Annotated in this window: 26 protein-coding genes; 16 read left to right on the plus strand and 10 right to left on the minus strand. The window is 65.7% G+C overall.

Annotation, left to right across the window (positions count from 1 at the left end; all coding sequences use genetic code 11):
- Positions 1-13 precede the first annotated feature (13 nt).
- The 5 genes from LZD57_RS15790 to LZD57_RS15810 all read left to right on the plus strand — a co-directional run bounded on the left by LZD57_RS15790 (position 14) and on the right by LZD57_RS15810 (position 4,349).
- The gene (locus LZD57_RS15790) at positions 14-256 is read left to right on the plus strand and encodes an acetyl-CoA carboxylase (protein ID WP_233720443.1); all 243 of its coding nucleotides are present in this window, start codon (positions 14-16) and stop codon (positions 254-256) included.
- Positions 257-259: 3 nt separating this feature from the next.
- Positions 260-1,681 carry an acetyl-CoA carboxylase biotin carboxylase subunit gene (locus tag LZD57_RS15795; protein ID WP_233720444.1) on the plus strand — a complete coding sequence of 474 codons (1,422 nt, stop codon included), beginning with the start codon at positions 260-262 and terminating at the stop codon, positions 1,679-1,681.
- Entirely contained in the window at positions 1,678-2,547 is an 870-nt protein-coding gene (locus tag LZD57_RS15800) for a 5-oxoprolinase subunit B family protein (RefSeq protein ID WP_233720445.1), read from the plus strand. The genes LZD57_RS15795 and LZD57_RS15800 overlap by 4 nt, the downstream gene beginning before the upstream one ends.
- A complete protein-coding gene (locus LZD57_RS15805; RefSeq protein ID WP_233720446.1) occupies positions 2,540-3,538 on the plus strand; it encodes a 5-oxoprolinase subunit C family protein in 999 nt (332 codons plus the stop codon). Before LZD57_RS15800 ends, LZD57_RS15805 begins: the two co-directional genes overlap by 8 nt.
- Before the next feature lie 79 nt (positions 3,539-3,617).
- Positions 3,618-4,349, plus strand: coding sequence for a GntR family transcriptional regulator (locus LZD57_RS15810; protein WP_233720447.1), 732 nt, complete (start codon positions 3,618-3,620; stop codon positions 4,347-4,349).
- A 44-nt stretch (positions 4,350-4,393) separates the two neighbouring features.
- On the opposite strand, the gene LZD57_RS15815 is transcribed toward LZD57_RS15810, so the two are convergent.
- Positions 4,394-5,728 carry an aspartate aminotransferase family protein gene (locus LZD57_RS15815; protein WP_420844824.1) on the minus strand — a complete coding sequence of 445 codons (1,335 nt, stop codon included), beginning with the start codon at positions 5,726-5,728 and terminating at the stop codon, positions 4,394-4,396.
- Between the two features lie 210 nt (positions 5,729-5,938).
- Here LZD57_RS15815 and LZD57_RS15820 point away from each other — a divergent pair, with 210 nt between their 5' ends.
- Positions 5,939-7,246: a phosphotransferase gene (locus LZD57_RS15820; protein ID WP_233720448.1), complete on the plus strand. Its 1,308-nt coding sequence runs from the start codon at positions 5,939-5,941 to the stop codon at positions 7,244-7,246.
- A gap of 89 nt (positions 7,247-7,335) precedes the next feature.
- Here the strand turns inward: LZD57_RS15820 and LZD57_RS15825 are convergent, their stop codons facing one another.
- Positions 7,336-7,656 (minus strand): putative quinol monooxygenase, encoded by a 321-nt coding sequence (locus tag LZD57_RS15825; protein ID WP_233720449.1) that lies wholly within the window; start codon positions 7,654-7,656, stop codon positions 7,336-7,338.
- A gap of 70 nt (positions 7,657-7,726) precedes the next feature.
- On the opposite strand from LZD57_RS15825, the gene LZD57_RS15830 reads away from it, so the two are divergent.
- Positions 7,727-8,767: a LacI family DNA-binding transcriptional regulator gene (locus LZD57_RS15830; RefSeq protein ID WP_233720450.1), complete on the plus strand. Its 1,041-nt coding sequence runs from the start codon at positions 7,727-7,729 to the stop codon at positions 8,765-8,767.
- A gap of 75 nt (positions 8,768-8,842) precedes the next feature.
- On the opposite strand, the gene LZD57_RS15835 is transcribed toward LZD57_RS15830, so the two are convergent.
- Positions 8,843-9,937, minus strand: coding sequence for an isocitrate/isopropylmalate dehydrogenase family protein (locus LZD57_RS15835; protein WP_233720451.1), 1,095 nt, complete (start codon positions 9,935-9,937; stop codon positions 8,843-8,845).
- 27 nt (positions 9,938-9,964) lie between these two features.
- Positions 9,965-10,828: a GntR family transcriptional regulator gene (locus tag LZD57_RS15840; protein WP_233720452.1), complete on the minus strand. Its 864-nt coding sequence runs from the start codon at positions 10,826-10,828 to the stop codon at positions 9,965-9,967.
- Between the two features lie 18 nt (positions 10,829-10,846).
- Between LZD57_RS15840 and LZD57_RS15845 the strand changes: the two genes are divergently transcribed.
- From LZD57_RS15845 to LZD57_RS15875, 7 genes are all read left to right on the plus strand, one after another.
- The gene (locus LZD57_RS15845; RefSeq protein ID WP_233720453.1) at positions 10,847-11,821 is read left to right on the plus strand and encodes a TRAP transporter substrate-binding protein; all 975 of its coding nucleotides are present in this window, start codon (positions 10,847-10,849) and stop codon (positions 11,819-11,821) included.
- Between the two features lie 76 nt (positions 11,822-11,897).
- Positions 11,898-12,365: a TRAP transporter small permease gene (locus LZD57_RS15850; protein ID WP_233720454.1), complete on the plus strand. Its 468-nt coding sequence runs from the start codon at positions 11,898-11,900 to the stop codon at positions 12,363-12,365.
- The gene (locus LZD57_RS15855) at positions 12,362-13,639 is read left to right on the plus strand and encodes a TRAP transporter large permease (protein WP_233720455.1); all 1,278 of its coding nucleotides are present in this window, start codon (positions 12,362-12,364) and stop codon (positions 13,637-13,639) included. The genes LZD57_RS15850 and LZD57_RS15855 overlap by 4 nt, the downstream gene beginning before the upstream one ends.
- A 25-nt stretch (positions 13,640-13,664) precedes the next feature.
- Entirely contained in the window at positions 13,665-14,789 is a 1,125-nt protein-coding gene (locus LZD57_RS15860) for an Ldh family oxidoreductase (protein WP_233720456.1), read from the plus strand.
- Positions 14,776-15,489, plus strand: a complete 714-nt coding sequence (locus LZD57_RS15865) for an RraA family protein (protein ID WP_233720457.1) — start codon at positions 14,776-14,778, stop codon at positions 15,487-15,489. Before LZD57_RS15860 ends, LZD57_RS15865 begins: the two co-directional genes overlap by 14 nt.
- Positions 15,490-15,492: 3 nt before the next feature.
- Positions 15,493-16,620 carry an iron-containing alcohol dehydrogenase gene (locus tag LZD57_RS15870; protein WP_233720458.1) on the plus strand — a complete coding sequence of 376 codons (1,128 nt, stop codon included), beginning with the start codon at positions 15,493-15,495 and terminating at the stop codon, positions 16,618-16,620.
- On the plus strand, positions 16,620-17,516 hold the full coding sequence (locus LZD57_RS15875; RefSeq protein ID WP_233720459.1) for an NAD(P)-dependent oxidoreductase: 897 nt from the start codon (positions 16,620-16,622) through the stop codon (positions 17,514-17,516). Before LZD57_RS15870 ends, LZD57_RS15875 begins: the two co-directional genes overlap by 1 nt.
- A 252-nt stretch (positions 17,517-17,768) precedes the next feature.
- Here the strand turns inward: LZD57_RS15875 and LZD57_RS15880 are convergent, their stop codons facing one another.
- The 6 genes from LZD57_RS15880 to LZD57_RS15905 form a co-directional block, all read right to left on the minus strand.
- Entirely contained in the window at positions 17,769-18,884 is a 1,116-nt protein-coding gene (locus LZD57_RS15880; protein WP_233720460.1) for an isocitrate/isopropylmalate dehydrogenase family protein, read from the minus strand.
- 183 nt (positions 18,885-19,067) lie between these two features.
- Complete coding sequence (locus LZD57_RS15885) at positions 19,068-20,042, minus strand: TRAP transporter substrate-binding protein (protein WP_233720461.1); 975 nt, start codon at positions 20,040-20,042, stop codon at positions 19,068-19,070.
- 44 nt (positions 20,043-20,086) lie between these two features.
- Positions 20,087-21,364, minus strand: coding sequence for a TRAP transporter large permease (locus LZD57_RS15890; protein ID WP_233720462.1), 1,278 nt, complete (start codon positions 21,362-21,364; stop codon positions 20,087-20,089).
- A 9-nt stretch (positions 21,365-21,373) separates the two neighbouring features.
- Positions 21,374-21,916 (minus strand): TRAP transporter small permease, encoded by a 543-nt coding sequence (locus LZD57_RS15895; RefSeq protein WP_233720463.1) that lies wholly within the window; start codon positions 21,914-21,916, stop codon positions 21,374-21,376.
- A gap of 225 nt (positions 21,917-22,141) precedes the next feature.
- The gene (locus LZD57_RS15900; RefSeq protein ID WP_233720464.1) at positions 22,142-22,816 is read right to left on the minus strand and encodes a GntR family transcriptional regulator; all 675 of its coding nucleotides are present in this window, start codon (positions 22,814-22,816) and stop codon (positions 22,142-22,144) included.
- 36 nt (positions 22,817-22,852) lie between these two features.
- Positions 22,853-23,941 (minus strand): Ldh family oxidoreductase, encoded by a 1,089-nt coding sequence (locus LZD57_RS15905; RefSeq protein WP_233720465.1) that lies wholly within the window; start codon positions 23,939-23,941, stop codon positions 22,853-22,855.
- 144 nt (positions 23,942-24,085) lie between these two features.
- On the opposite strand from LZD57_RS15905, the gene LZD57_RS15910 reads away from it, so the two are divergent.
- Both LZD57_RS15910 and LZD57_RS15915 read left to right on the plus strand, forming a co-directional pair.
- Positions 24,086-24,583 carry a TRAP transporter small permease gene (locus LZD57_RS15910; RefSeq protein ID WP_233720466.1) on the plus strand — a complete coding sequence of 166 codons (498 nt, stop codon included), beginning with the start codon at positions 24,086-24,088 and terminating at the stop codon, positions 24,581-24,583.
- Positions 24,584-24,593: 10 nt separating this feature from the next.
- Positions 24,594-25,871: a TRAP transporter large permease gene (locus tag LZD57_RS15915; RefSeq protein ID WP_233720467.1), complete on the plus strand. Its 1,278-nt coding sequence runs from the start codon at positions 24,594-24,596 to the stop codon at positions 25,869-25,871.

Genomic DNA, 25,871 nt, shown 5'->3' on the forward strand with positions numbered 1-25,871 from the left:
CAGGCGAGCCCCCATGACGAAGACCACCATCGAGGCGCCGATCCCCGGCACGTTCTATCGCGCCCCTTCGCCCGAGGAGCCGGTGTTCAAGAATGTGGGTGACGCGATTGCCGTCGGCGACACGGTGGGCCTGATCGAGGTGATGAAGTCCTTCACCCCCGTCGTCGCCGAGGCGGCCGGCACCCTCGTTGCCTTTCACGTCGAGAACGAAGACGCGGTGATGGCCGGCCAGCCGCTCTACGATCTCGAAGCCTGATCGATGGCGATCGGGAAGATCTTCGTCGCCAATCGCGGCGAGATCGCCGTTCGGATCGTGCGCGCGGCGCAGGAGCTCGGCATCGCCACGGTGCAGGCTGTAAGCGCGGCGGACGAAACCATGCTGGCGGCCCGGCTGGCCGACGAGACGGCGAAGGTGGGCCCGGCCCATGCCTCGAAATCCTATCTGAATGCCGATGCCCTCATTGCCGCGGCGCTCGAGACCGGCTGCGACGCGGTGCATCCGGGTTACGGTTTCCTCTCGGAAAACGCCGCCTTCGCCGCGAAGGTGGAGGCAGCCGGTCTGATCTTCATCGGTCCGAAGCCGGAGACCATCGCCAAGATGGGCGACAAGGCCGAGGCCCGGCGCGAGGCGCAGCTCGCCGGGGTCCCGACCGTGCCCGGGTCGGACGGGATCGTGAAGGACGCCGCTGCAGCGCAGGCAGCCGCCGGCGCCGTCGGTTATCCGGTGATGATCAAGGCCGCGGCGGGCGGCGGCGGGCGCGGCATCCGCATCGCCGACGACGCCGATCAGCTCGCGAGCCTCGTTCCCCAGGCGAGCGCCGAGGCCAAGGCCGCATTCGGCGATGGCGGGCTCTATCTCGAGCGCTTCGTGCGCCGTGCCCGGCACGTCGAGGTCCAGATCCTCGGCGACGGCGAGCGGGCGATCCACCTCTACGAGCGCGAATGCTCGCTCCAGCGCCGCCGCCAGAAGGTCTGGGAGGAGGCGCCCGCGGCGTGCCTGACGCCCGGGCAGCGGGAGGAACTCTGCGCCTCGGCGGTGAAACTCGCCGAGCGGGTCGCCTATCGCGGCGCCGGGACGCTCGAATATCTGTTCGACGAGGCGAGCGGGGAGTTCTTCTTCATCGAGATGAACACCCGTATCCAGGTCGAGCATCCGGTGACGGAGATGGTCACCGGCGTCGATCTGGTCGCCTGGATGATCCGCATCGCCGGCGGTGAGAAACTGTCGCTCTCGCAAGCCGATGTCGCGCTGCGCGGCCATGCGGTCGAGGCGCGGATCAATGCCGAGGACCCGGCGGCCGACTTCCGGCCGCATCCGGGCACCGCGTCGGCGCTGGAGGTTCCCGGCGGCATGGGCGTGCGCTTCGATACGATGCTCTATGCCGGCTACCAGGTGCCGCCCTTCTACGATTCGTTGCTCGGCAAGCTGATCGCCCATGCCGAGACCCGCGAAGCCGCGATCGCCCGTCTCGCTCGCGCCCTCGGCGAGCTGACCGTGGAGGGGCTGCCGACGACGGCGGCGCTGCATCTGGCGCTCACGCGCAACGACGACGTGCGCCGCAGCGCGTTCCACACCGGCTGGCTGGAAGAATGGCTGAAGGGCCGTCCGCTCGCAGACGATCGTGTCGAGCCGGGACAAGCCCGGATGGATCAAACCGAAGCAGGGAAAGAGGGCCGATGAAGACGCGTTATTCTTTCGGCGGCGACGAGCACATCTTCGTCGAGGTGGATGAGGAAATGTCGCTCGAGGCGTTCTTCAAGAGCCTGTCCATGACCACGGCGATCCGCGAGGCCGGGATCGACGGCATCACCGAGATCTGCCCTGCCAATGCGTCCTTCCAGGTGAAGTTCGACCCGGACGTGATCGCGCCGGACGCGTTGATGGAGCGGTTGAAGGGCTTCGAGGCGGCGGCCGAGAACGCCGAAAAGACGATCGACACCCGCATCATCGAGATGCCGGTCTTCTACAACGATCCGTGGACGCACGAGACGCTGATGCGGTTTCGCGAGCGCCATCAGGATCCGAAGTCGACCGATCTCGAATATGCTGCGCGGATCAACGGCTACGCGAGCGTGGAAAGCTTCATCGAGGCCCATTCCGGGGCGCCCTGGTTCGTCTCGATGGTGGGCTTCGTCGCCGGGCTGCCCTTCACCTATCAGCTGGTCGAACGCTCACGGCAGATCCAGGTGCCGAAATACCTGCGGCCCCGCACCGATACGCCGCGCCTGACGGTCGGTTATGGCGGCTGTTTCGGCTGCGTCTATTCGGTGCGCGGGGCCGGCGGCTACCAGATGTTCGGCATCACACCGATGCCGATCTACGATCCGAAGGGCGAGCGGAGCTATCTGAAGGATCTCTTCCTGTTCAGGCCGGGCGACATCATCCGCTTCAAGCCGATCGACCGAGAGACCTACGACGCGACGCTCAAAGAGGTCGAGGCGGGGCGCTATCAGCCGAAGATCGCCTCCGTCCAATTCTCGCTCGATGCCTTCAACGCCGATCCCGAAGGCAACAACGCCAAGCTCCTGGAGGCGCTCGATGGCTGATGCTGCTGCGATGTTCGAAGTCGTCAAGCCGGGCCTTGCCACCACGGTCCAGGATCTCGGACGGCCGGGCTACTACCATCTCGGCCTGCCGATCTCCGGCGCGATGGACCGCTTCGCGCTGATCGCCGCCAACCGTCTGGTCGGCAATGCCGACGGCGCGGCCGGCCTCGAGGCGGTGTTTCTCGGCCCGGTCCTGAAATTCTCGGCCGATGCCGTGGTCGCGATCACCGGCGCGACCATGCCGCCGAAGCTCGACGGGGTCGAACAGCCGCTGTGGACGGCGTTCGCGGTCTCTGCGGGGCAGGAGCTTTCCTTCGGATATCTGAAGGCCGGGGCGCGTGCCTACGTCGCCATCGCCGGCGGGATCGACGTGCCGGAGGTCCACGGCTCCCGCTCGACCTATGCGCTGGGCGGGCTCGGCGGCTACGAGGGCAGGGCGCTCAGGGCCGGCGATGCGGTGAAGTTCGGCGTGTCGGCGGGGTCGCCCAGGCTGGGCGTCACCATTCCGGAAGACATCCGTCGCAACGCCCCGCAATCGGGGACGGTGCTGCGGGCGATGCCGGGCCTCTACTGGCACCGCATCACCGAGGAGTCCCAGGGCACCTTCTTCGAGGACGAGTGGAAGGTCGCGCCGGAGGCCGACCGGATCGGCTACCGCTTCAAGGGCGGTCGGGCGCTGGATTTCGTCCCGCGTGAGCCGCCCTTCGGCGCCGGCTCCGATCCGTCCAACATCGTCGACAGCTGCTATCCCTACGGCTCGATCCAGGTGCCGGGCGGCACCGAGCCCATCGTGCTCCATCGCGATGCGGTCTCGGGGGGCGGCTACTTCATGGTCGGCACGGTGATCTCGGCCGACATGGACCTGATCGGCCAACTCCAGCCGCACCAGCCGGTGCGTTTCGAATCCATCGACATGGACGGAGCGCTCGCGGCACGGCGAGAGGAAAAGGCGAGGTTGAACCGGCTCGGCGAATTTCTCGGTTCTTCCTGAGCGCCGTCACGTCACGCCGGTCTCCGGTGGCCGCTGATCTCCTCCGACAGGTGTGATATCACGGCCTTCAGGAGGCCGCGTGGACAAGCTCGAATATCGCTCGCTCAACGATCAGACCTACGACCGGATCAAAGAGGGCCTGATGGCCGCGGCGTTTCGACCGGGCGAGACCCTCGTCATCCGCACGATCGCCGCCGCCTTCGGCGTGTCGACGACGCCGGTGCGCGAGGCGCTGCAGCGGCTCGTTGCCGAGCGCCTTCTCGTGATGAAGCCGAACCGCTCGATCGCCGTGCCGGAACTGGAACTCGACGCCTATGTGGAGTTGCTGCGGATCCGCTGTGAGCTGGAGGGGCTTGCGGTGGACCTTGCCGCCCAGCGTGTCGACGCCGCCGGGCTGGAACGCCTGAGGGGCCTCGTCGCCGACATCGACGTTGCCGTGGAGGCGCACGATCACGCCGCCTATCGCGCCCTCAACCAGACCTTCCATTTCGCCCTCTACGACGAGGCCCGTTCGCCGCGCCTCGTCGGCATCATTCAGGATCTCTGGGGGCAGACAGGGCCTTACGTGTCCGAACTCTTCGTCTCGGAGCAATACGGCCCCGAGGCCAATCGCGAGCACAAGCGGATCCTGAGGGCTCTCGAAGGCCGGGATGGCGCGGACGCCCGCGAGGGTCTCGTTGCCGACATCACCATCGCCAGCAGGCACATCCTGCCGCAGCTTTTGCGGATGGGCGCCGCAAGGTCGACGAGGCACCGGCGCGGCAGGCGGCCGGAGAAGGCCGAGCACGCGGAAGGCGATGCGGCACAATAGGTCCGGGGCAGGCCGAGCCGGCTGTCCGGTTGCTCCTGGCGCCGTCAACCCGTCGTCTTCAGCGCCTCGTCCATCGCCGCGATGAACCGGTCGGCGTTCGCCTCAGTGAAGACGAGCGGCGGGCGGATCTTCAAGGCGTTGTGGAATTTTCCGGTGACGCTGATGAGGACGCCGAGGTCGCGCATCCGGTTGACGATCCGGGAGGCGCGCTGGCGGTCGGGAGAGCGGTTGGCGCGATCGGTCACGATCTCCACGCCGATGAAGAGGCCGGCGCCGCGAACGTCGCCGACGGCGTCGTGGCCTTCGGATATGCCGCGAATACCCTCCGTCAGGTAGCCGCCGACCCGGGCGGAATTGGCCATCAGCCCGTCTTCCTCGATCGTTCGAAGCACCGCCATTGCCGCCGCGCAGGACACGGCGTTGCCGCCGAAAGTGTTGAAATAGCGCGCGTTGCGGCCGAATTCGTCGCAGACTTCGGGGCGCATGACGACGGCCGAGATCGGATGGCCGTTGCCCATCGGTTTTCCCAGCGTGACCAGGTCGGGAACGACGTCGTGGCGCTGAAATCCCCACATGGCGTCGCCGGCGCGTCCGAAGCCGGGCTGGACCTCGTCGGCGACGAAGATGCCGCCGGCCGCGTGAATCGCATCGACGGCGCCGGCGAGGAAACCCTTCGGCCCCGGCAACACGCCGTCGCTGGTGAACAGCGTGTCGACGATGAGGGCTGCCGGCTTGATTCCATGGCGTTTCAGGTCGGCGATCGCCGCTTCGACGTCGGCCGTGAATTTTCCGCCGACGTCGGAGCCGGCCACACGATAGGCATCAGGGGCCGGGACGGTCCGGACGTGCATGCCGAGATCGACCGCTTGGCCGAGCGATGGCGAGAAGCATGCGACTGCCTCGGAGATGCCGTGATAGGCATTTTCGGTGACGACGATGCCGGTGCCGCCGGTGAAGGCGCGGGCGATCCGCATGGCGAGGTCGTTGGCTTCGCTGCCGGTGCAGGCGAACATGACCTGCGAGAGTTCAGCCGGGAAGGTCGCGACCAGCCGCTCGGCATAATCGAGGATCAGGCCGTGAATGTAGCGGGTGTTTGTGGCGAGGATGCCGACCTGCTCGCGGATGGCTTCGACGACGCGCGGATGGCAGTGGCCGAGGGAGGCGACGTTGTTGTAGGCGTCGAGATAGGCACGGCCTTCCTCGTCGTAGAGCCAGACGCCCTCGCCACGCACGAGATGCAGCGGCGTCTCGTACATCAGACGATAGGCAGGGCCGAGCACGCGGGCGCGCCGCTCGATCATCGCCTCGTATTTCGCCGAAAGATTGCCGACGCCGGGAACATAGGCGTTCGGCATCGAAAGATCGGCTTTGGCACTCATAGCTGCTCTCTCCGGTTCGTGCGCTGCCCGCGCAGGGGTATCGCGGCGACGGTTCGACTTCTCACGTTCGGTTCCGGCCTCTCCCGAGATGGCGCGAGGCGGCGGAGCCATGAGGGCCTCGGAAACGCACGCGACCGCGCCGTCGCCCGCGCATGCTCGTGACGAAACGCGAACCGCGGATTGATTCCGCGGCGGAGGGCTCGCGGAGCGGTGGCTTCCGATGCGCTTCGTCTTTCATGCGGCAACATATATCAAAATCCGGACACCGCCCGCTGTGTCTTCGAAAAAATTGCAGTTCTTCGAGTTTTTCGCACTTTATCAATTCTCGCTCGATTCTGTGGTATATCATGTTGCCTGAATGTGATTGGCCGAAGTGCGAGGTGCTGCCGGGTGAATCTTTTCGGCGTGGCTCCGGCTGCCACCTCCCGTCCATCATCCCGAGAAGGATCGAAGCGCCCCATGACCCTCGCCGACGCCGCCGGTGCCCCCGCGACCTTCACCGTCATGACACCGCGCTTCACGTCCGCCGAGATCAGGGCTCTGCTGTGGGATCACTACGGGACCGAGGGCGAGTTGCGGACCTTGGCCAGCGAGCGCGACCTCACCATGGGCGTCGAGGCGAGCGACGGCCGCCGTTTCGTGCTCAAGATCGCCAATTCGGCCGAGAACCCCGAGGTGGTCCGCTTTCAAAACGCGGCTTTCGTTCACATTGCCGACGTTGCACCGGCATTGCCGGTCGCGCGCGTCGTCGGGACCCTCCAGGGCCGGCGCGAGGTCGTCGCTTTGGCTGACGGCGAAGAGCACATGGTGCGGCTTCTGACCTATCTGCCCGGGAACGTTCTTGCCAGCGTGGAGAGAACCGCGACGCATGTGCCGGCGATCGGCCGGCTGCTGGGGGAATTGTCCCTCGCTTTGTCGACGTTTTCCCGTCCTGCGCCGGGTGACGAGATCCTGTGGGATATGCAGCGGGCACCAAAGCTGCGGTCGCTGGCGCCGAGCATTGCCAATCCGGATTTGCGGAGACGGGTCGAAGCGATTCTCGCTCGATTCGACGCCGAGATCGCACCGCGGCAGGCGTCTTTGGAGCGGCAGATCGTCCACAACGACTTCAACCCGTCCAATCTTCTCGTCGCGGAAGACGAACCGGGCCGGATCGTCGGCATTCTCGATTTCGGGGACATGCTGGAGGCGCCACGGATCTTCGACGTTGCGGTCGCCTGTTCCTATCACGTCCCGGCCGAAGGGCCGCCGCTTGGCTTCGCCACCATGCTGCTCTCGGCCTATCACGCCGTTCACCCCTTGGCCGCGGAGGAAATTCCGCTCCTCTTCGACCTCATCGCGACCCGGCACGCGATGACGATCGCGATCAGCGAATGGCGGGCGCGGCGACACCCGGAGAATGCCGCCTACGTGCTGCGAAACCATGGAAACGCCGCTCGGGCGATCGAACGCTTTGCCACGATACGCCGCGAAGACGCCGTCGCCGAGCTGGAACGGGCTTGTCACTCACCGGACTGAGCGCGCGCCGGGCGCACGGAAGCTGAGGCTTCCGCTCTTCGTCGCCGATCGGAAATCCGTCGACGGCCGTCGAGACTTCGGGCGCGCGTTCAGAGCGTCTCTGTCGGCTTGGGGCGTCCCGGCGTCCACTGGCCGACGAAGGCCTGCTTGGTCTCGACCATCGGCGCGGAAACGCGGTCGAACTCGAGAAAATGCGGCGTCTCTCGATGAGCGGCGAAAGCCGCGTCGTCGTCATAGATCTCGTAGAGCACGATCAGCCCCGGTCGTCCGGCGACCGCGACCACGTCGAAGCGCCGGCATCCCGGCTCGTCTTCCAGGGAGCGTCGAGCGTTTTCCTCCATCACTTCGAGAAATTCCGCCTCCTGTCCCGGCTTGATGGTGAAGATGACGGTGACGATGCAGTGTTCCAATGTCCGGCCTCCCGGCTGTCGAGTGTTTGCGCGCTTTTCATCTTCGGGGATGCCACTTATGGCTTCCGCCATGAACAAGTCTTCGACCGGCAACGTCAAGCGGACGCGAAAAGCCCATCCCCAGGCCAGCATGCACGACGTGGCGCGGCATGCCGGTGTCTCGCTGATCACGGTCTCGCGTTTCCTGAGAACGCCGGGAAAGGTCAGCGAGCGGACCCGGCAGCTCGTGGAAGACGCGATCGCCGAGCTCGGCTATGTGCCCAATCTGGTCGCCGGCGGACTGGCGAGTTCCCAGTCGACGATCGTCTCGATGATCGTGCCCTTCGTCTCGCACGGCGTCTTCGCCGAGGCGATCCAGGGTGTCTCCGACGTCGTCGACGCCCATGGCTACAACGTGCTTCTCGGCCACAGCACCGGGTCGGTGGAACGGGAAGAGGCGATCCTGAGGAGCATCCTCGGCTATCGCCCGGCCGGCGTCGTCATCCAGGGGGCCAATCACAGCGAGCGCACCGTGGAATTCCTGCGCAAGGCGGCGATGCCCGTGGTCGAGATCGGGACGCTGCCCGAAACACCGATCGGCATGGCCGTCGGCTATTCCAATCACCAGGCCGCGCTGGCCATGACGCGCCATCTGATCGCGCGGGGCTATCGGCGCATCGGCTTCGTGGGAACCGATCCCGCCACCAACGACCGGATATTGCAGCGACTCGCCGGCTACAGGCAGGGCCTGGACGAGGCCGGGATCGCCTTCGATCCGGCGCTGGTCCTGAGGAGCCCGTTCGGCATCGTCGAAGGACGGCAGTTGCTGCATGTCTACAGAAGCATGCAGCCGATGCCCGACGCGGTGTTCTGCGCTTCGGATCTCTGGGCAGCCGGGATGATCAGCGAGTGCCGCAAGCAAGGGATCGGGGTGCCGACGGATCTCGCCATCGCCGGCTTCAACGATCAGGACATCGCTTCGGTGATCGATCCCGCGATCACGACGATCCGCGTGCCCCGCTATGAAATCGGCCGCCAGGCCGGGCGCATGATCGTCGAGACCATCGCCGGTCGCTCCGTCGAGCGGATGGTCGACGTCGGCTTCGAACTCGTCGTGCGCGACAGCACGTGAGGGCGAGGCTGCGATCCGACCACGGCCGAAGTTCGGCATCCGGACCGCCTCATCCCGGATCCGAACCGCCCGGCCTCATGGCGTTTCGATCATCGCAATGAGTTCGCGGGTCACGGCCTTCGTCCCCATCTCGCCGCCATATTCCATCGGCCGGATGCGGTTCGCCTCGAAGGCCGCGGCGACGGTGTCGTTGATCAGTTCGGCAGCGGCCACGAGCGTCTCGTTGCCGCTGCGGTCCGCCAGATAGTCGAGCATCAGGGCACCGCTCAGGATCGCGGCGAGGGGATTGGCCTTGTCCTCGCCCATGATGTCGGGGGCCGAGCCATGGGCCGGCTGAAACAGCCCGTGCGCGTCGCCGATCTCGGCGCAGGAGGCGATACCCATGCCGCCGACCAGTCCGCCGCCGAGATCCGACAGGATGTCGCCGAACATGTTCTCCATCACCATGACGTCGAACTCCCAGGGCTTGCGCACGAGGTCGAGAGCCTGGGCGTCGATGTAGTTGTGATCGGCCCGGATGTCCGGAAAGGCGACCGCCCGTTCGTCGAAGATCTTGCGGAAGAAGGCCATGGACCGGAAGACGTTGGATTTGTCGACGCAGGTCACCCGGCCCTTGCCGCCACGTTCCTTGCGCTTGCGGGCGAGATGGAACGCGAAGTCGTGCAGCTTTTCCGTGGTCGGTCGAGTGATCCGCAGGATGTCCTGCACCTCGTCGTCATTGGCGATCCCTTTCCGCTTGTGGGTGGCGGCTGAATAGAATAGGCCCTCGGTGCATTCCCTCAGAACGATGAAGTCGATGCTTCTGGCGCGCGGGTCCGCCAGACGCTGCGGCGTGTTGGCATAGGCCTTGACCGGCCGCACCCCGGCATAGAGCTGGAACTCCTCGCGCAGACGCAGATGCGGGGTGATCTCGGTCCCGTCCTCGTGGCGCACCGTCGGCAGACCGATGGCGCCGAGAAGGATCGCATCGAGTTCGCGCGCGGCGCGCTCGGCCTCGGGCGAAATGTCCCGACCCGTTTCCCGATAATAGGCCGCACCCGCATCCACCTCGTGAAACAGGATCGAAAATCCGCCGACCCGGCGTTGGGCCGCACCGATCACGGCCATCGCGGCATCCGTCACGTCGACGCCGATGCCATCGCCCTTGATCGTCGCAATGTTGAATTCCATCATTCTGCTCCGGCTGTCGCCGCGGCTTCAGAGCCGCAAATGCTTCATGTTTTCGAGGATCGCCATCAGTTCGTCGGCGGCGCGCACACGGTGTTCGCGGAAGGTCCTGCGGGTGGTTTCCAGATCGCCGCGCCGGATGCATTCGATGATCTCGCGATGTTCCTGCGTCGACTGGTGGGGCTTGCTGCGCAGGCGCAGGGTGATGCTGCGCGCGCGGTGCGACTGGTCGAGAAGGGTGCGGATGATCCGTTGCATCCGCGCGTTTCCGCACAATCGAAGAAGTTGCTCGTGAAAGTCGGTGTCGGCGCTCGCCCAGGCGTCGAGGTCGTCCTTTTCGAGCGCCTCTTCCATGCGCTTCGTGGCGTCTTCCAGACCCGAGAGCGCCTCCTCTGAGACCGTCGAGGCCGCGACGCGTGCCGCCGCCTCCGGCTCGAGCGCGATCAGAATGTCGTAGACCTCGCGCATGTCTTCGACCGACAGCGACAGGATCCGTGCGCCGCGTCGCGGAATGAGTTCCACGAGCCCTTCGGCACTGAGGCGCAGCAGAGCTTCGCGCATCGGGGTCCGGCTCACCCCGAAACGGTCGGCGAATTCCTGTTCCGTCGCCTGGAGGCCGGCGGGAATTCCGCTCGTCATGATCTCTTTTTTGAGCCGGCCATAGGCGTCGTCGACGAGTCCCTTCATTCGCGTGCTCACCCCGACCGCCTTATTTGTCGCCACAACGTATGCATTAATAAATGGATTGACAAGTACGATATCATGTTCATTCTTGCGGTCTCCATGCTGATCACGGCGATCCTTCGCCGGACGGCATGCCTTGCGCGAGGCTATGTTAGCGTATAGCAATTTGGCCGGGAGCAGCGCACGGGACCGAATTTTACGAGAATTCATGTCTGGGAGGAGAATGTCATGAAACTGAAAGGCACACTTGCCGCCGTCACCATCGCCGTGATGGCGACCGCCGCGAATGCTCAGGAGACGATCCGGCTGCAGGGCGCGACGATCGCGCCGCCCGACAACGTCTGGGCGAAGGTCGGCGACCGTTTCGCCGAGGCCGTCGAGAAGCGCACCGACGGCCGGGTCGACATGAACATGTCCTATTCGGGCTCGCTCGGGAACGCCGGCGAGACGATCGAGGCGTTGAAGTTCGGCAGCGTCGACTTCGTCATCCAGGAGGTCAGCCAGCTCGACGTCTATGACGAACTCGCCGGTCTCGGCGCCTATCCCTACCTCATTCGCGACGCCGACCACTTCAAGCAGATCTTCGGCGATGCCGGCGTCGGCCAGGAGTTTTACGACGAACTGGAGAAACGCACCGGCTACAAGCTCATCGGCGCCGGCTTCCGCGGCTCGCGCGAAATGGCGAGCCGGCGCGAGGTCAAGACGCCCGAAGACCTGTCCGGCCTGAAGATGCGCGTTCCGAACCAGGTCACCTATCGCCGGACCTGGGAAACGCTCGGCGCGAGCCCTGTGCCGATGCCGAGCCTGGAGGTCTACACCTCGCTCCAGCAGGGCATCATCGACGGCGCGGAGAACCCGCTCGAAGCGCATCTGCGTTCGAAATACTACGAAGCCGTGCCCTACGTGATCCTCACGCATCACGTGAACCCCTACTACACCTTCATCTTCTCGGCCGACACGTTCAACGGCCTGCCCGAGGACGTGCAGAAAGTGCTGCAGGAAGAGGGCGAGGCGGCGATGGACTGGGCGACCGAGGAGATCCTCGGCTCGATCGACGGCTATCGGAAGACGCTGGAAGAGAACGGGGCGACCATCGTCGAGCCGGACCGCGAGGCCTTCCGCGCCAAGCTCGAGCCGATGAAGGACATGTATCCGGAAGATCTCCAGGAGTGGATCGAGCGCTTCCAGAACGTCGGCAAGTGACCGGCGGCATGCGCAAAGAGGCGGCGGCCGGACCCGGCCGTCGCCCACCCAGTCGCGTCACCTCATGCGGATCGACATGCGTAACGTCATCGCCTTTCTGGAACGCCTCCTCTCGGCCGTCCTGATCGTCATCTTCACGGTCATGGTCCTCGCCATCATCTGGCAGGTTTTCGCGCGCTACGTCCTGCTCAGCCCGACCGTCTGGTCGGAGGAGCTGGCGCGCTATTCGATGGTCTGGACGACCATGCTCGGCAGCGCACTCGTCTTGCGCCGGAGCGAGCACGTGGCGGTCACCGTCTTCGTCGACATCCTGCCGCAGCCCCTGCAGATCGCCATCGCCTGTCTGCGCGACGTGATCGTCGTCGTCATGGGCGGCTACATCGCCTATTTCGGCTTCGAATTCGCGCTGCGCGGCCAGGTCCGGCTCGCGAGCGGCATCGGCGTGCCGATGAGCTACGCCTATTTCGCGCTGCCCGTCGGCGGAGCGCTGATCGCGCTCTTCGTCGTCGCGAACCGTTTGATGGACAAGGGGCGCGTGGCATGACCACGATCCTCTTCGTCAGCTTCTTCGTCCTGATGATCCTCGGCATGCCGCTGGGCTTTGCCATCATCATCGGCGGCATCGCGGCGCTGACCTTCGGATCAGGCATCAATCCGCTGATGGTGCCGCAGCGCCTCTTCGCCGGGATGGACAGCTTCTCGCTGCTCGCGATCCCGTTCTTTCTCCTCGCCGGCTCGCTGATGACGGCGGGCGGGCTCAGCGACCGCATCATCGCGCTCGCCAACGCCCTGGTGGGGCGCCTGCGCGGCGGGCTGGCGCTCGGCAACGTCGTCGCGTCGATCTTCTTCGGCGGCATTTCGGGCTCGGCCGTCGCCGACACCAGTGCCATCGGCGGCACCTTCATCCCGGCGATGAAGCGGCTCGGATACAAGGCGCCCTACAGCGTCGCGGTCACGGCGGCCTCCTCGCCGATGTCGCCGCTGATCCCGCCTTCGATCGCCTGGATCGTCTACGGCTTCCTCACCGACCAGTCGGTGATCCGCCTGTTCTTCGCCGGAATTCTGCCCGGTCTCCTCTGGTCGGGTGCCATCTGCGTCCTCATCGTCATCCAGGCCTATCGCCTCGACTTCCCCGTCTTCGAGAAGACCAGCCTGAAGGAGCTGTGGCGGGTGTTCAGGGAGGCGCTGACGGCCCTGATGATGCCCGTCATCATCCTCGGCGGCATCCTCTTCGGCGTCTTCACCGTGACCGAGGCCTCGGCCGTCGCCGTCGTCTACGCGCTCTTCGTCGGCGTCGTCGTCCATCGCGAACTCGACTTCAAGAGCATCATGCAAGCCGTCCGCTCCTCCATCGAGACGACGGCCGTGGTGATGATCATCATCGGAAGCGCATCGCTGTTCGCCTGGATCCTCGCCTATGACGAGGTGCCCCAGCGCGTCGCGGCGGCGATCGGCGATTTCACGCAGAATCCGATCGTCTTCCTGCTCCTCGTGAACGCGCTCCTGCTCGTCCTCGGCACCTTCATGGAGACCAATGCCGCGAAGGTCATGGTGGTCCCGGTCCTGTTTCCGATCGCCGTCACCTACGGCATCGATCCGATCCACTTCGGCGTCATCGTCACGGCGAACATCTGCCTCGGACTGATCACGCCGCCCCTCGGCATCGTCCTCGCGCTGGCCTGTCGGATCGGCGACATCCCCCTCGACAAGGGCATCGTGGCCGTCGTGCCCTTCCTTCTCGTCAGCATGGGGGTGGTTCTGGTGCTGACCTACGTGCCGGCCATCTCCCTGTGGCTGCCGCATCTCCTGCTCGACTGAAGCCGCTTGGCCCAATGGTGAAAAAATGTCCCAACCGACCCGACCCGACACGTCCGATCCCGTCTGGAAACTGCCTGCGGTTCCCGACGACGAGGGCAATTATCGCATTCCCTTCGAAGACCTGAGGGGGCTGGTCGTCAAGCTTCTGACGACCGTCGACGTGCCGCCGGAGGATGCCGCCATCGTCGCAGAATCCCTCGTCCTGGCCGATGCGCGGGGCATGAACTCCCATGGCGTCCTGCGTCTGCCGGTCTATCTCAAGCGCCTGCGGGAGGGGGGCTTCAAGCCGACCTCGGCGTTCGACGTCGTCAGCGAGACGCCGGGCACCGCGCTGATCGACGGCGGGTCGGGGCTGGGCTCGGTGCTGACCAAGCGGGCGATGGATCTGGCGATCGAAAAGGCGCGGACGAACGGCATCGGGGCGGTCGGGATCCGCAATTCCAACCACAACGGCGAGGGCGCCTTCTACGTCCAGCAGGCGGTCGCGAAGGACATGATCGGCATCGCCACCACGAACGGGTCGCCGATCATGCCGGTCTGGGGCGGCAAGACCCCCTTGACCGGCCCGCTGCCGATCTCCATCGGCGTCCCGACAGCCCGCCATCGGCCGATCGTGCTGGATGCCGCGCTCGGCATGAGTTCGCGCGGCAAGATTCTCTACTATGCCGAAAAAGGCATGGAGCTTCCCGACGGCTGGCTCGTCGATGCGGAAGGCCGGCCGACGCGCGATCCGAACTGGGTGCGAAACGGCGGCTGGATCCTGCCGGTCGGCGGCCACAAGGGCTGGGGGCTGATCCTCGCCTGCGAGATCCTGTCCGGCATCCTGACCGGCGGGGCCTTCGGCGCCGAACTGACGAACCTCTACGACGATCTGGATACGCCGCAACGCAACGGTCATTTCGTCATCGCGCTCAACATCGCCGCCTTCACCGACGTCGCGTCGTTCAAGCAACGCATGGACGACTACATCGACATCATGAAGGCGTCCGAACTCGCGCCGGGCTTCGAGCAGATCTTCATGCCCGGCGAAATCGAGTTCCTCAAAAAGGAACGCCAGATCGCAGAGGGCATCCTGCTCGGCCGCAAGGTGCTCGACGAGGTGATTGCGACGGCGAAGGAATTGGGAGTCGAGATCGATGCCGCAAGCTGACACGAAAGCGCTGCTCGCCCGCCTCGGCGCACTCGAAACCGGGCAGGTCAGCGACGTGCTCGACGAGGCGGGACTGCCGAACCACGTGCTTCACCCGTCGATCGCCGGGCTCAAGCCGCATCAGCCCGTCGCCGGCATCGCCGCCTGTGTCCGGGGCGAAGCCGCGCTCAAGGCCGCCCATGCCGCGCCGGGCCTGCCGGCCGACACGCTGGAGAGCGTCTGCTCCTCGGGCACGGTCCTGTTCATCGACAGCGGCGGTTTCACGGAGGGCGCCGTCATCGGCGGCTTCGTCGCCTACAGCCTCCAGCGGGAAGGTTGCGCGGCGATCGTCACCAATGGCGCCGTCCGCGACGCCGACGAAATTCGCGGTTACGGCATCCCCTGCTATTCGGGACGCGTCGTTCCCAACAACGGGGCGCGCCGCTGGCGACTGGTCGAAAAGGACGTCGCAGTCCAGATGCCCGCGCTTGCCGGCGGGTCGCTCGCGGTTCGTCCCGGTGATATGGTCCTCATCGATGCGGACGGTGTCGTCGTCATTCCCCGGGATGTGGCCGAACAGATCATCGGGGATGCCGAGGAACTCGCGCGTATCGAGGCGAAAATCGGTTCGGAGCTGAAGGCGGGCGGAGTCCGCGCCGATGTCTTCAAGAAGAACCCGCGTTTCGACCACATCCGCCCACTTCCGCCCCGCGAGACCTGAGCCATGAGCCTGATCAACTATCTGACCCAGATCCATTTCGAGCCGGGAGCGGTCAAGCAACTCTCCGAAAGCCTGGAAGCGCTCGGCGTTTCGCGGCCCCTCGTCATCAGCGACAAGGGGGTGAGCGACGCGGGGATCACCAGCCGCATTCTCGAACTCTGTCCGGGATCGGCCGCGACCTTCCTGGACGTGCCGTCCAACCCGACCGAGGAGGCGGTGCTCGCCGCGCTCGAAATCTGCCGCTCGAGGGATTGCGACGGCATCGTCGCGATCGGCGGCGGTTCGCCGATCGACCTCGCCAAGGGGGTCGCGCTGCTCGCGACCCACGAGGGCGATCTCGAACATTATGCCGCGATCTATGGCGGGGTTGCCCGGATCACGCCCAAGGTTCTGCCGCTGATCGCCGTTCCGACGACGGCGGGGACGGGCTCGGAAGTCGGCCGGGCCGCCCTCATCACCCTGATGGACGGGCGGAAGCTAGGTTTCATCAGCGGCCATCTCATTCCCAAGATGGCGATCTGCGATCCCGAACTGACCTTGGGCCTGCCGGCCGGGCTCACGGCCGCCACCGGGCTCGACGCCCTGTCGCACTGCGTCGAGACGCTGTTTTCGCCGCGCTTCAATCCCCCGGCCGAGGCGATCGCGCTCGACGGGGCAGGGCGCATCTGGCGGAACCTCGAAAAGGCGGTCGCCGACGGGAGCGACCTCGAGGCGCGTTCTGAGATGATGATGGGGGCGCTCGAAGGCGGCCTGACCTTCCAGAAGGGGCTCGGCGCCATCCATGCCCTGAGCCACGCCCTCGGCGGTCTCAAGAGGCCGTCGCTCCATCATGGCACACTGAATGCGATCCTGCTGCCGCCGGTCGTCCGGGTGAATGCACCGCATGTCGGCGACAAGCTCGCCCGGCTCAAACGGGCCATGGGACTGGCGGAAAGCGCCGATCTGGAAAAAGAACTCGCCGACCTCAATCGCAGGCTCGGCATCGCCAAGGGGCTTCGCACCCTGGGCGTTTCGGAGGACAGCCTGCCCTGGGTGGTCGAGCGGGCGCTTGCCGACCATTCCCATGCCACCAACCCGGTGGAACTCACGGCCGAGAAGTATCGGGCCCTGCTCGACGAGGTGATGGTCTGATGGCTGCGGGGGCCCGCATCGCCGTCCTCGGCATCGGACTGATGGGAAGCCGCATGGCGCCCCGGCTGATCGATGCCGGCCATGACGTCACCGTCTGGAACCGCACCCGCGAGAAGGCGCTGCCGCTGGTCGAGAAGGGCGCGACCCTCGCCGAAACGCCGGCCGAGGCCGTCACCGGCGCGGACGTGGTCATCGTCATGCTGGAACATGGCGGGATCGTCGGCGAGGTGCTGTTCGGCATGCCGGAGGCGGCGGTCAAGGGTCTCGCGAAGGGAAGCCTGCTGATCGACATGAGTTCGATCCGGCCTGCCGAGGCGCGCGAGCATGCGGCCCGGCTTGCCGAGGCGGGCGTCGACTATCTCGACGCGCCGGTTTCCGGCGGCACGGTCGGGGCGGAGGCCGGGACGCTCGCCATCATGTGCGGCGGTTCGGCCGAGGATTTCGACCGCGCCGAACCGATCTTGAGGAAACTCGGCACACCGACCCTCGTCGGGCCCATCGGCTCCGGCCAGCTCGCCAAGCTGATCAACCAGCTGATCGTCGGCGCGACGATCGGTGCGGTCGCCGAAGGTCTGGCGATGGCGTCGGCCGGCGGCGCCGACCCGGCGAGCGTCAGAAAGGCTCTGATGGGCGGCTTCGCCCAGTCGCGCGTCCTCGATCTCCATGGCCAGCGCATGGTCGATCGCGATTTCGAGACCAAGGGGCGCACGGTGACCCATCTCAAGGACCTTCGAAACGCCTGTGCCGCGGCCGAAGAGATCGGTTTCACCGCCCCGTTTCTCGATCAAACGACGCAACTGTTCGCCGATCTCGCAGCCCATGAAGGCGACCCCGATCACTCCGCCCTCATTCTCGAAATCGAGCGCATGAATCGCCCCGGGAAGGCTGACGGCTGACGGCTGACGTCAGCCATCGGGCTGACGTGCCGGCAAGTGTGCCAGTGTGCTTGCGAGGATCGGCCAATCGCGATCCGCGTCGGAGATCGTGCTGGGGCGGAATCGCGCGGGCGGAGCAGGGACGCGGGCCTCGGCAACGACCTCACTCTCCGCGACCTCGCCGCGTCCCTCGGCCCGCTTGGCCCGGGCCGGCCTTTCGAGCCGTTGGGCCCCGCGGGCCGGCGATAAGGCGACGGTTGTCGCAGCCTCGCATCACGCCGGCTGACGGCACTCGCGACAGACTGCTTCCGTGATCGCCGCCGATGTCGCGCGGCCACCGAGATCGCCCGGTAGCATCGCAGGATCCTCGATCACCTTTCCGACGGCCCGGTCGATGCGCGCGGCGGCGTCCATCAGCACGTTGTCCCGGTGGCGCTTGCCGAGCCATTCGAGCATCATGGCGCCTGCGAGGATCGTTCCCAGCGGGTTTGCGATGCCCTGGCCGGCAATGTCCGGCGCCGAGCCATGAGCGGCCTGGAAGAAACCGTTCTGCGCGCCGATCTCCGCCGTGGGCGACATGCCCATCCCGCCGACGGTCGCAGCGCCGAGGTCTGAGATGATGTCGCCGAACATGTTTTCCGTGACGATGACGTCGTAGAAATCCGGCCGCTTGACCAGGTGGACCGTCATCGCGTCGACGAGCGCGAAGTCGAGTTCGACGTCCGGATAGTTTTCTGCGACTTCCGTCGCGACCTTCCGGAAGAAGGCGTAGGAGCGCAGCACGTTCGCCTTGTCGCAGACCGTCACCCGCTTCTTGCCGTCCCGCGGCGCACCGTTGCGGGTACGGGCGAGTTCGAAGGCCTGGCGCACGATCCGCTCGGTGCCGGCGCGGGTAATGATGGAGGTGTCGCTGGCGATCTCGCCGCGAACCACGTTGCCGCCGCCGCGCGCGGCATAGAAGCCTTCGGTATTCTCGCGCAGGATCACGTAGTCGATCGAACCGGGCTCGAAGTGGCGCAACGCCGAAACGATACCGGGATGCAGCTTGATCGGCCGGATGTTGGCGTAGAGGTCGAGACGAAACCGGAGCTGGAGGCCGAAGTCGAGTCCCGCCTCGGTCCCGTCGCGATAGGTGACGCCGGGGATGCCGGCCGCACCATGGAAGATCGCATCGGCGTCGCGGCAGGCCTCGAAGGTCGTCTCGGGAAACGCGACGCCGGTCTCCTGATAGCAACCGGCACCCGCCGGATACTCTTTCAGCGAGAGCTTGGCGGGATCGGGAAGTGCGGCAGCGAGCGCCTGCAGTCCTGCTTCGCATACTTCGGGGCCAATGCCGTCTCCGCGGACCACGGCGATTTCGTATGCCGCCTTGGGCGTTCCGTCGCTCATCACATGTTCTCCGGACTTGTCTCGATGTTCCAGCATCAGCGTCGAATCGTCGTCGATTCTCGGAAGGCGCGATGCGTCGATTTCATTTGGCGGAGCGACCTCCGTGCCGTTGTTCGCACGTCCGGCGCTTGAAGAGGCGCGGCGTTCTGCGGGGCAGCCGCGCCCGTCTTTCGGAAGATCAGGTCAGTCGCTGGCTGCGACCATCTTCTCGTACCACTCCTGAAGCTCCGGAAATTCGGCGACCACCTCGCTCGCCTTGGCCCGGAAGGGCGCGCGGTCGATCTCGATCACCGTCATGCCTTTCGACTTCAGGTCCTGGAGGATCGCCTCCTCCTCTTTCGTAATGTAGTCGTTGTACCAGTCCGCGGCTTCGTTGGCGGATTCGCGGAGCGCCTGCCGGGTTTCCTCGGGCATGGCCTCGAAGGCATCGGCATTGAACTGGAAGGTGAAGCCGTTGGCCATGTGCGCCGTCAGGATCAGATAATCCTGAACCTCGTCGAGGCTGGCAGACTGGATCGTGGCGAGCGGGTTCTCCTGCGCCTCGATCACCCCCTGTTGCAGGGCGGTGAACACCTCCGACCAAGACATGGGCGTCGGGCTCGCGCCGAACGTCGTCCAGGTGACGAGCCGTTCCTTCATCGGGGAAACGCGCATCTTCAGGCCGGCGAGGTCGTCGAGCGAACGAATTTCGCGGTTTGCCGTGAGCTGACGTGCGCCGCGATACATGTGACCGAGCACGAGGAAGTTCGCCTCGTCGGCGATCTTCTTCTTGATTTCCTCGCCGACGGGGCCGTTCCACACCGCGGCATAGTGCTTGGCGTCGTCGAAGAGATACGGCATGCTCTCCACACCGGCCAGCGGATGATAGCGCGACAGGGTGCCGATCGACTCGATGACGATGTCGATGCCGCCCTGCTGCATGGCCTCCTGCATCTGCTCGTAATCGCCGAGGCTGGCCGAGGGGAATATCTTCACCTCCACGTCGCCGCCCGTCTTTTCGGCCACGGCGTCGGCAAACTTCTGCGCAGCCGTGTGGACCGGGTCGGATGGATCCTGCCCGTGGCCGAGCCGCAGGGTTGTATCCGCAGCGAGGGCCGTCGTCCCGAACGAGGCCGCGGCGACGAAGCCGGCAACCAGGGCGAACGATTTCAAGCGCATGTTTTCCTCCGTCGATTGGGACCTTTGAGGCCCTGTTGGTCCGCTCAGCGGACGAGACCCGGCAGCCAAAGGACGAGGCCGGGGATGTACGTGATCAGGATCAGCACGACGAGCTGCACCGCGATGAAGGGCAGCGATGCGACCGCCGCCCTGTTGAGCGGCACGTCGCCGATCTTGGCGGCGAGGTTCAGGCAAAGCCCGACGGGCGGGGTCACCAGCCCGACGAGGAGGTTGAAGACGACCACCACGCCGAAGTGGATCGGATCGATGCCGACCTCGGGAAGCACCGGCAGGATGACCGGCAGGAGGATCAGCATCGCCGCCTTGGCCTCCATGAACATGCCGATGACGAGGAACAGGACGTTGATCAGGAGCAGGATGACGATCTTGTCGGTGGAGAAGGCGAAGATCCATTCGGCAACCGTTTGCGGCACCTCCAGGATGGTCAGCACCCACGCAAAGACCAGCGCGCCGGCGGCGACCGTCATCAAGGAGCCCACCCGGACGGCCGTCACGAAGAGAATGCGCGGCAGATCGGTGATCTTGAGATCACGGTAGACGAAGAGCCCGACGAACAGGGCGTAGACGACCGCGACCGCTGCCGCCTCCGTGACCGTGAACAGCCCGCCGAGCAGTCCGCCGATGATCAGGAAAGGCAGGAAGAGCGCCCATGACGCCGCAAGCGTCGCGCGCAGGAGCTCGCGGAGCGAGGGGCGGGCGTGGGTCGGGTAGCCGCGCCGCTTGGAAATGACGTAGCTCATGACGAGCAGCCCGAGCCCCAGCATCAGCCCTGGAATGTAGCCGCCGAGAAAGAGTTGGGTGATCGAAACCTCGGCGATGATGCCGTAGAGGATCAGCGTGATCGAAGGGGGAATGATCGGTCCGCAGGTCGAGGAACAGGCGGTCAGCGCGACGGTGAAGGGACCCGAATAGCCCTCCTGTTTCATCGCCGGAATCATGATCGAACCGATCGAGGCGGTGTCGGCGGTGGCCGACCCGGAGATTCCGCCGAAGAACATCGAGGAGACGACATTCACCTGCGCGAGCCCGCCCGGCATCGGCCCGACGAGGGCGTTGGAGAAATCGATGATGCGTCGCGTGATGCCGGACTGGTTCATGATCTGCCCGACCAGCAGGAAGAACGGGATCGCCATGAAGGCGAAGGAATTGATGCCGGCGACGAAGCGCTGCGGGATGATCCCGAGCGGCATGTCGCCCATGGCGAGAAGGCCCGCGAGCGAAGCCCCGGCAAGGCAGATCGGCAGCGGCAGTCCGATGGCGAGCGTCACGACCAGGGTGAGGACGAGAATCCAGAGTTCCATGGTGTCGGCTCAGAACGGGCGGATTTCGCGACGCCAAACGAGTTCGGCGAGAAACAGGATCATCAGCACGGCCGATACGGTCGGCGCGAGATAGAGAACCGAGAGCGGCCAGCCGAGGCCGGGGCTCGTCTGCGTGGCGTTCAAGATCGTCAGGCGGGCGCCGAAGATCAGCATCACCGCCGCGAAGCCGAAGGTGACCGCGTAGCGCATGACGGCCATCGCGACCTTCACGGGATGCGAGACGACGTCGACGAGGATGTCGACCCGGATGTGGTCCAGACGGCGGACGGCGATCGCCATCCCGAGTAGCGCCAGCCAGACCATCGACCAGCGGGCCAGTTCGCCGGACCAATAGGTCGGCGCGTTGAAGAGATAGCGCATCGCGACTTCGTAGGAGACGACGACGATCATCAGCGCGAACAGGACGACGCAGACGAGCCCGGCAAGGATTTCGACGAGATTGCCGATCCGCGTGGCAGGGGCGTCGAGCGACGGGCCGAGCCAGCCCGGGAACCCCGTGAGAAATGACGGCGTACGATCGGTTGTCTTCAAAGTGCCCTCCCAAACACCTCCGCCCGGATACTCCGCGCGCAATGCAGATCAAGACATATTCCGTTTGATATATCAACTGCCATGGAAGGAAGGGATGGACAGAAGGCGTGCGGCAGCCCGCTGGGATCGACATCCCAGGCAGAGAAAATCCGCGTTCTGCAGGAGATCGTGCGGACGGGACGGGCTCAGTCACGCCCTCGAACGGGCGGGTCGAGGTCGCCCGTGTCAGAGTTCCGTCAGGCCCACCGCGGCGACGGCCTCGGTCAGCTCCTTGCCGGAGCGCTCTCGCTGGCTGCAATGGCGCCGGACAGCCTCTTCGGTCTCGCCGCTGGCGACGAGCCGGGCGACGTCGGCGTGGGCTTCGGTCGAAAGGACGGGAGCGGCCCGCAGGCGCATCGCGACCCTGTGGGCGCGGCTGACCCGCTCCCAATGATGCATGCCCTGGTTCAGGATGAGCTCGTTTCCGCCGGCGCGCAGCAGCGCCCGGTGGAAGTCGAGATCGGCGCTCGACCAGGCGTTCAGGTCGGTCTCAAGGGTTTCGGCCATCCTGGCGCAGGCGGCCTGCATCGCCTCGACGGCGCCTCCGGCCGGGCCACGCAAACCGCAAAGGCGCAACGAATAAAGCTCGAGCGCCGTAATCATCTCGTAGGTCCGCGTCATCTCGTCGAGCCCGATCGGGACGACATGCACGCCCCGCCGCGGCGAGATGACGACGTAACCCTCGTACTGGAGCAGCTGGAGCGCCTCGCGCACCGGCGTGCGACTCATGCCGAGCTGCTCGCCGATCTTCTGATCGCTGATCGGCCGGCCGGCCTGCAGCTCGTTCGACAGGATCTGGGCCTTCAGGGCCCGATACGCTCGCTCGACCGCGGAAGCTGCCGTTTCCTGCGAAGCCGTCATGCGATTCGGATCGGCGATCGACATCCTTGCACCCCGTCAGGTCGCACGCGAACCGATCGGTCTCGGTGCGCTCAATCCGTAGCGCTCGCCGAGCTCCTTCAGTTCGGCCAAAACGGCTGCGGTGATGGCGACTCCCTCCGCTCTCTGGCGCAGCTTGGCGCGGTGTTCGCGCTCGCCGGGGAGGAAGATTTCCTCGACGCCCGGGGCTCGCCGAACGCTCTTGACGTCCTCCGCCGCCTTCTTGATGTGGGCATCGTAGTCGGCCCGATCGAGAAAGGCGCCGACGGGCAGGACGCCGAAGAGCTGGCCGATATTCTGCGGCTGGCTGAGATCTTCATACATGTGCGTCACCTCGGATCCGAACGCTCCCCCCGACAGCATCGTCGATAATAGACCGACTGTCATGGTCAAGGCATAGCCCTTCGGTCCCGCGATCGGTTGGACGAAGCCTTGCAGGGCCCGGACCGGATCGGTGGTCGGCTTGCCGTCGGGGCCGACGGCCCAGTCGTCGGGGATCGGCGTTCCGTCCTTCGCCGCGACGATGATCTTTCCGCGGGCTGCGACGCTGCAAGCCATGTCGAGGACGATGGGAAAGCCGAGCGGCGTCGGAAAGGCGACCGCGAAGGGATTGTTGCCGAGCATCGCTTCCGCGCCGCCCCAGGGGGTCATGTGGTTGATTCCCCCGATCGTGAAGGTGAAGCCGATCGCACCGGCCTCGGCGGCGATCTCGGAGAAGAAGGCTGCGGTGCCGAAATGATTGCCGTTGCGGACGGCCACGAAGGCGCAATCCTCGCCCCCGGCCATCCTCAACGCTTCCTGCATCGCCCGCACGCCGACGATGGACCCGAGGCCGTTGTCGCCATCCATCACCGCGCAGGTGCGTGTGGAATGCAGGATGCGCGGTTCGGCTCGCGGGTTCGTGGCCCGCGCAGCGAGTCGGTCCGTGTAGACCTGCAGGCGCACGACGCCATGGGAACCGACGCCCCTCAGATCCGCCTCGACCAGGCTCCTTGCGGCGAGTTCTGCATCCTGCTCCGGAACGTCGACGGCACGAAAGATCGCCGCGCAGAATTCTTCCAGCTCGCCCGTCACGACCGAGACGTAGCGTTCGGCTTGTTGAGACATCGGTGATCCTCCGGCCATTGGTCCGTTGACATCGTGATATTTCAGATTGCATACTACGGAAAATTTCCAAGGTCTAGGCGGTGGGAGGCGTCATTGATCTCGATGGGTGAAGGGCTCAAACGCGGTGTGCAAGGGATGCACCTCGTGGAGCGGGGGCTGGCGGCGATCTGTCTCGCCGTCGCGATCATGGCCCTGATGCTTCAGGTGGTGGCGCGGTACGGGTTCGACTCCGCGCTCCCTTGGCCGGAAGAGCTGGCGAAGTTCGCTTTCGTCTGGGCGACGTTCCTGGGAGCCGCGGCAGGCGCCGGTCAGAAGGCCCACATCGTGGTCGATCTGGTGGTGGGGGCGTTGCCGGTCCGTGTGCGGCTGATGCTCGCCGCACTCGTGAACGCAACCCTCGTGGCCCTGCTTCTGGTTCTCGCCTGGCACGGGGCGCGTCTCGTCACGCTCGGCTTCAACTCGCGGCTTCCGGCGATCGAGCTGCCGCTCGGCACCCTGTTCATGGCCGGTCCGGTCGCGCTCTTCCTGATGGCGATCAGCTATACGGCGGAATTCCTGTCTTCGGCGAGCGCTCTCGCGCGCGGCGCGGAGGAAATCGAGGGAGACGACGCCGTCGTCGACCCCGCGAAAATCATCGGTTGAGGGGAATGGATTGACCGCGCTCGTGGCTCTTGGCGGGATCTTCGCCCTGGCAGTCGTCGGCATGCCGATCGCTTTCGTGCTCCTCGCAATGGCGACCGCCCTCATCGTTTCGCTCAATCTGCCGCTGATGTCGGCGGTGCAGCACATGGTGGCCGGGATCGACAGCTTCATCCTGATCGCCGTGCCCTGCTTCGTCCTTGCCGCCAAGCTGATGAATGCCGGCAAGATCACCGATCGCATCTTCACCCTCGCCGGTGCCTTCGTGCGCCACGTCAGAGGCGGGCTCGCCCATGTCAACATCCTGGCGAGCCTGATCTTTTCCGGCATGTCCGGATCAGCCGTGGCCGACGCGGCCGGGCTCGGGGAGATCGAGGTCCGGGCGATGCGCAAGGCCGGTTTCGACGGCCCGTTCGCGGCCGCAATTACGGCCGCATCCTCGGTCATCGGCCCGATCTTTCCGCCGAGCGTGCCGTTCGTCATCTATGCCGGCCTCGCTTCGGTGTCCGTCGCCAAGCTGTTTCTGGCGGGCGCGGTGCCGGCGATCCTGATGGCCCTGATGCTCGGCATCGCGGCCTATGCGATCTCGGTCCGGCGCAACTATCCGACCGAGCGCCGGGCGACCTTCAAGGAGCTTCTTAGCGCGTTCGCCGCCGCCTTCTGGCCGCTCCTGTCGCCGGTGTTCGTGGTGGGCGCGATCGTCTTCGGTATCACGACGCCGACCGAAGCGGCGGTGATCGCCGTGCTCTACAGCCTCATTCTGGGATTGGTGTACCGCACGATCCGCCTTGCCGACCTGCCGCGCATCCTCGTCGAGACCGCGGTCGAGTCGGGCGTCCTCCTGTTCATCGTCGCCACCGTGGCGGTGTTTTCCTGGACGATCACCTTCGAGCGCATTCCGCAGGACGTCATGGAGGCGGTTTTCTCGCTCTCGTCCTCGCCGAGCGTGGTGATGGCGCTCGTCATCGCCGTCATGCTGCTTCTCGGCATGTTCATGAATCCGACACCGGGGCTTCTCATCGCGACGCCCTTCATGCTGCCTCTGGCCTCGGCAATGGGCATCGACCCCATTCAACTCGGCGTCGTCATGGTGCTCACGCTCGCCATCGGCCTCGTCACGCCGCCCATCGGCATCTGCCTGTTCATCGTCTGCCGCGTCGCGCGGGTCGACGTGGGGGCCGTGGTACGCGAGTGCCTGCCCTTCATCGTCGCGCTGATCGTCGTGGCAATCCTGGTCGCCTACCTGCCGGCGCTGACACTCTGGTTACCCGAGGTCTTCTTTGGCGACTAA

The sequence above is a fragment of the Jiella avicenniae genome (genome assembly GCF_021390325.1).
Classification (GTDB): domain Bacteria; phylum Pseudomonadota; class Alphaproteobacteria; order Rhizobiales; family Rhizobiaceae; genus Jiella; species Jiella avicenniae.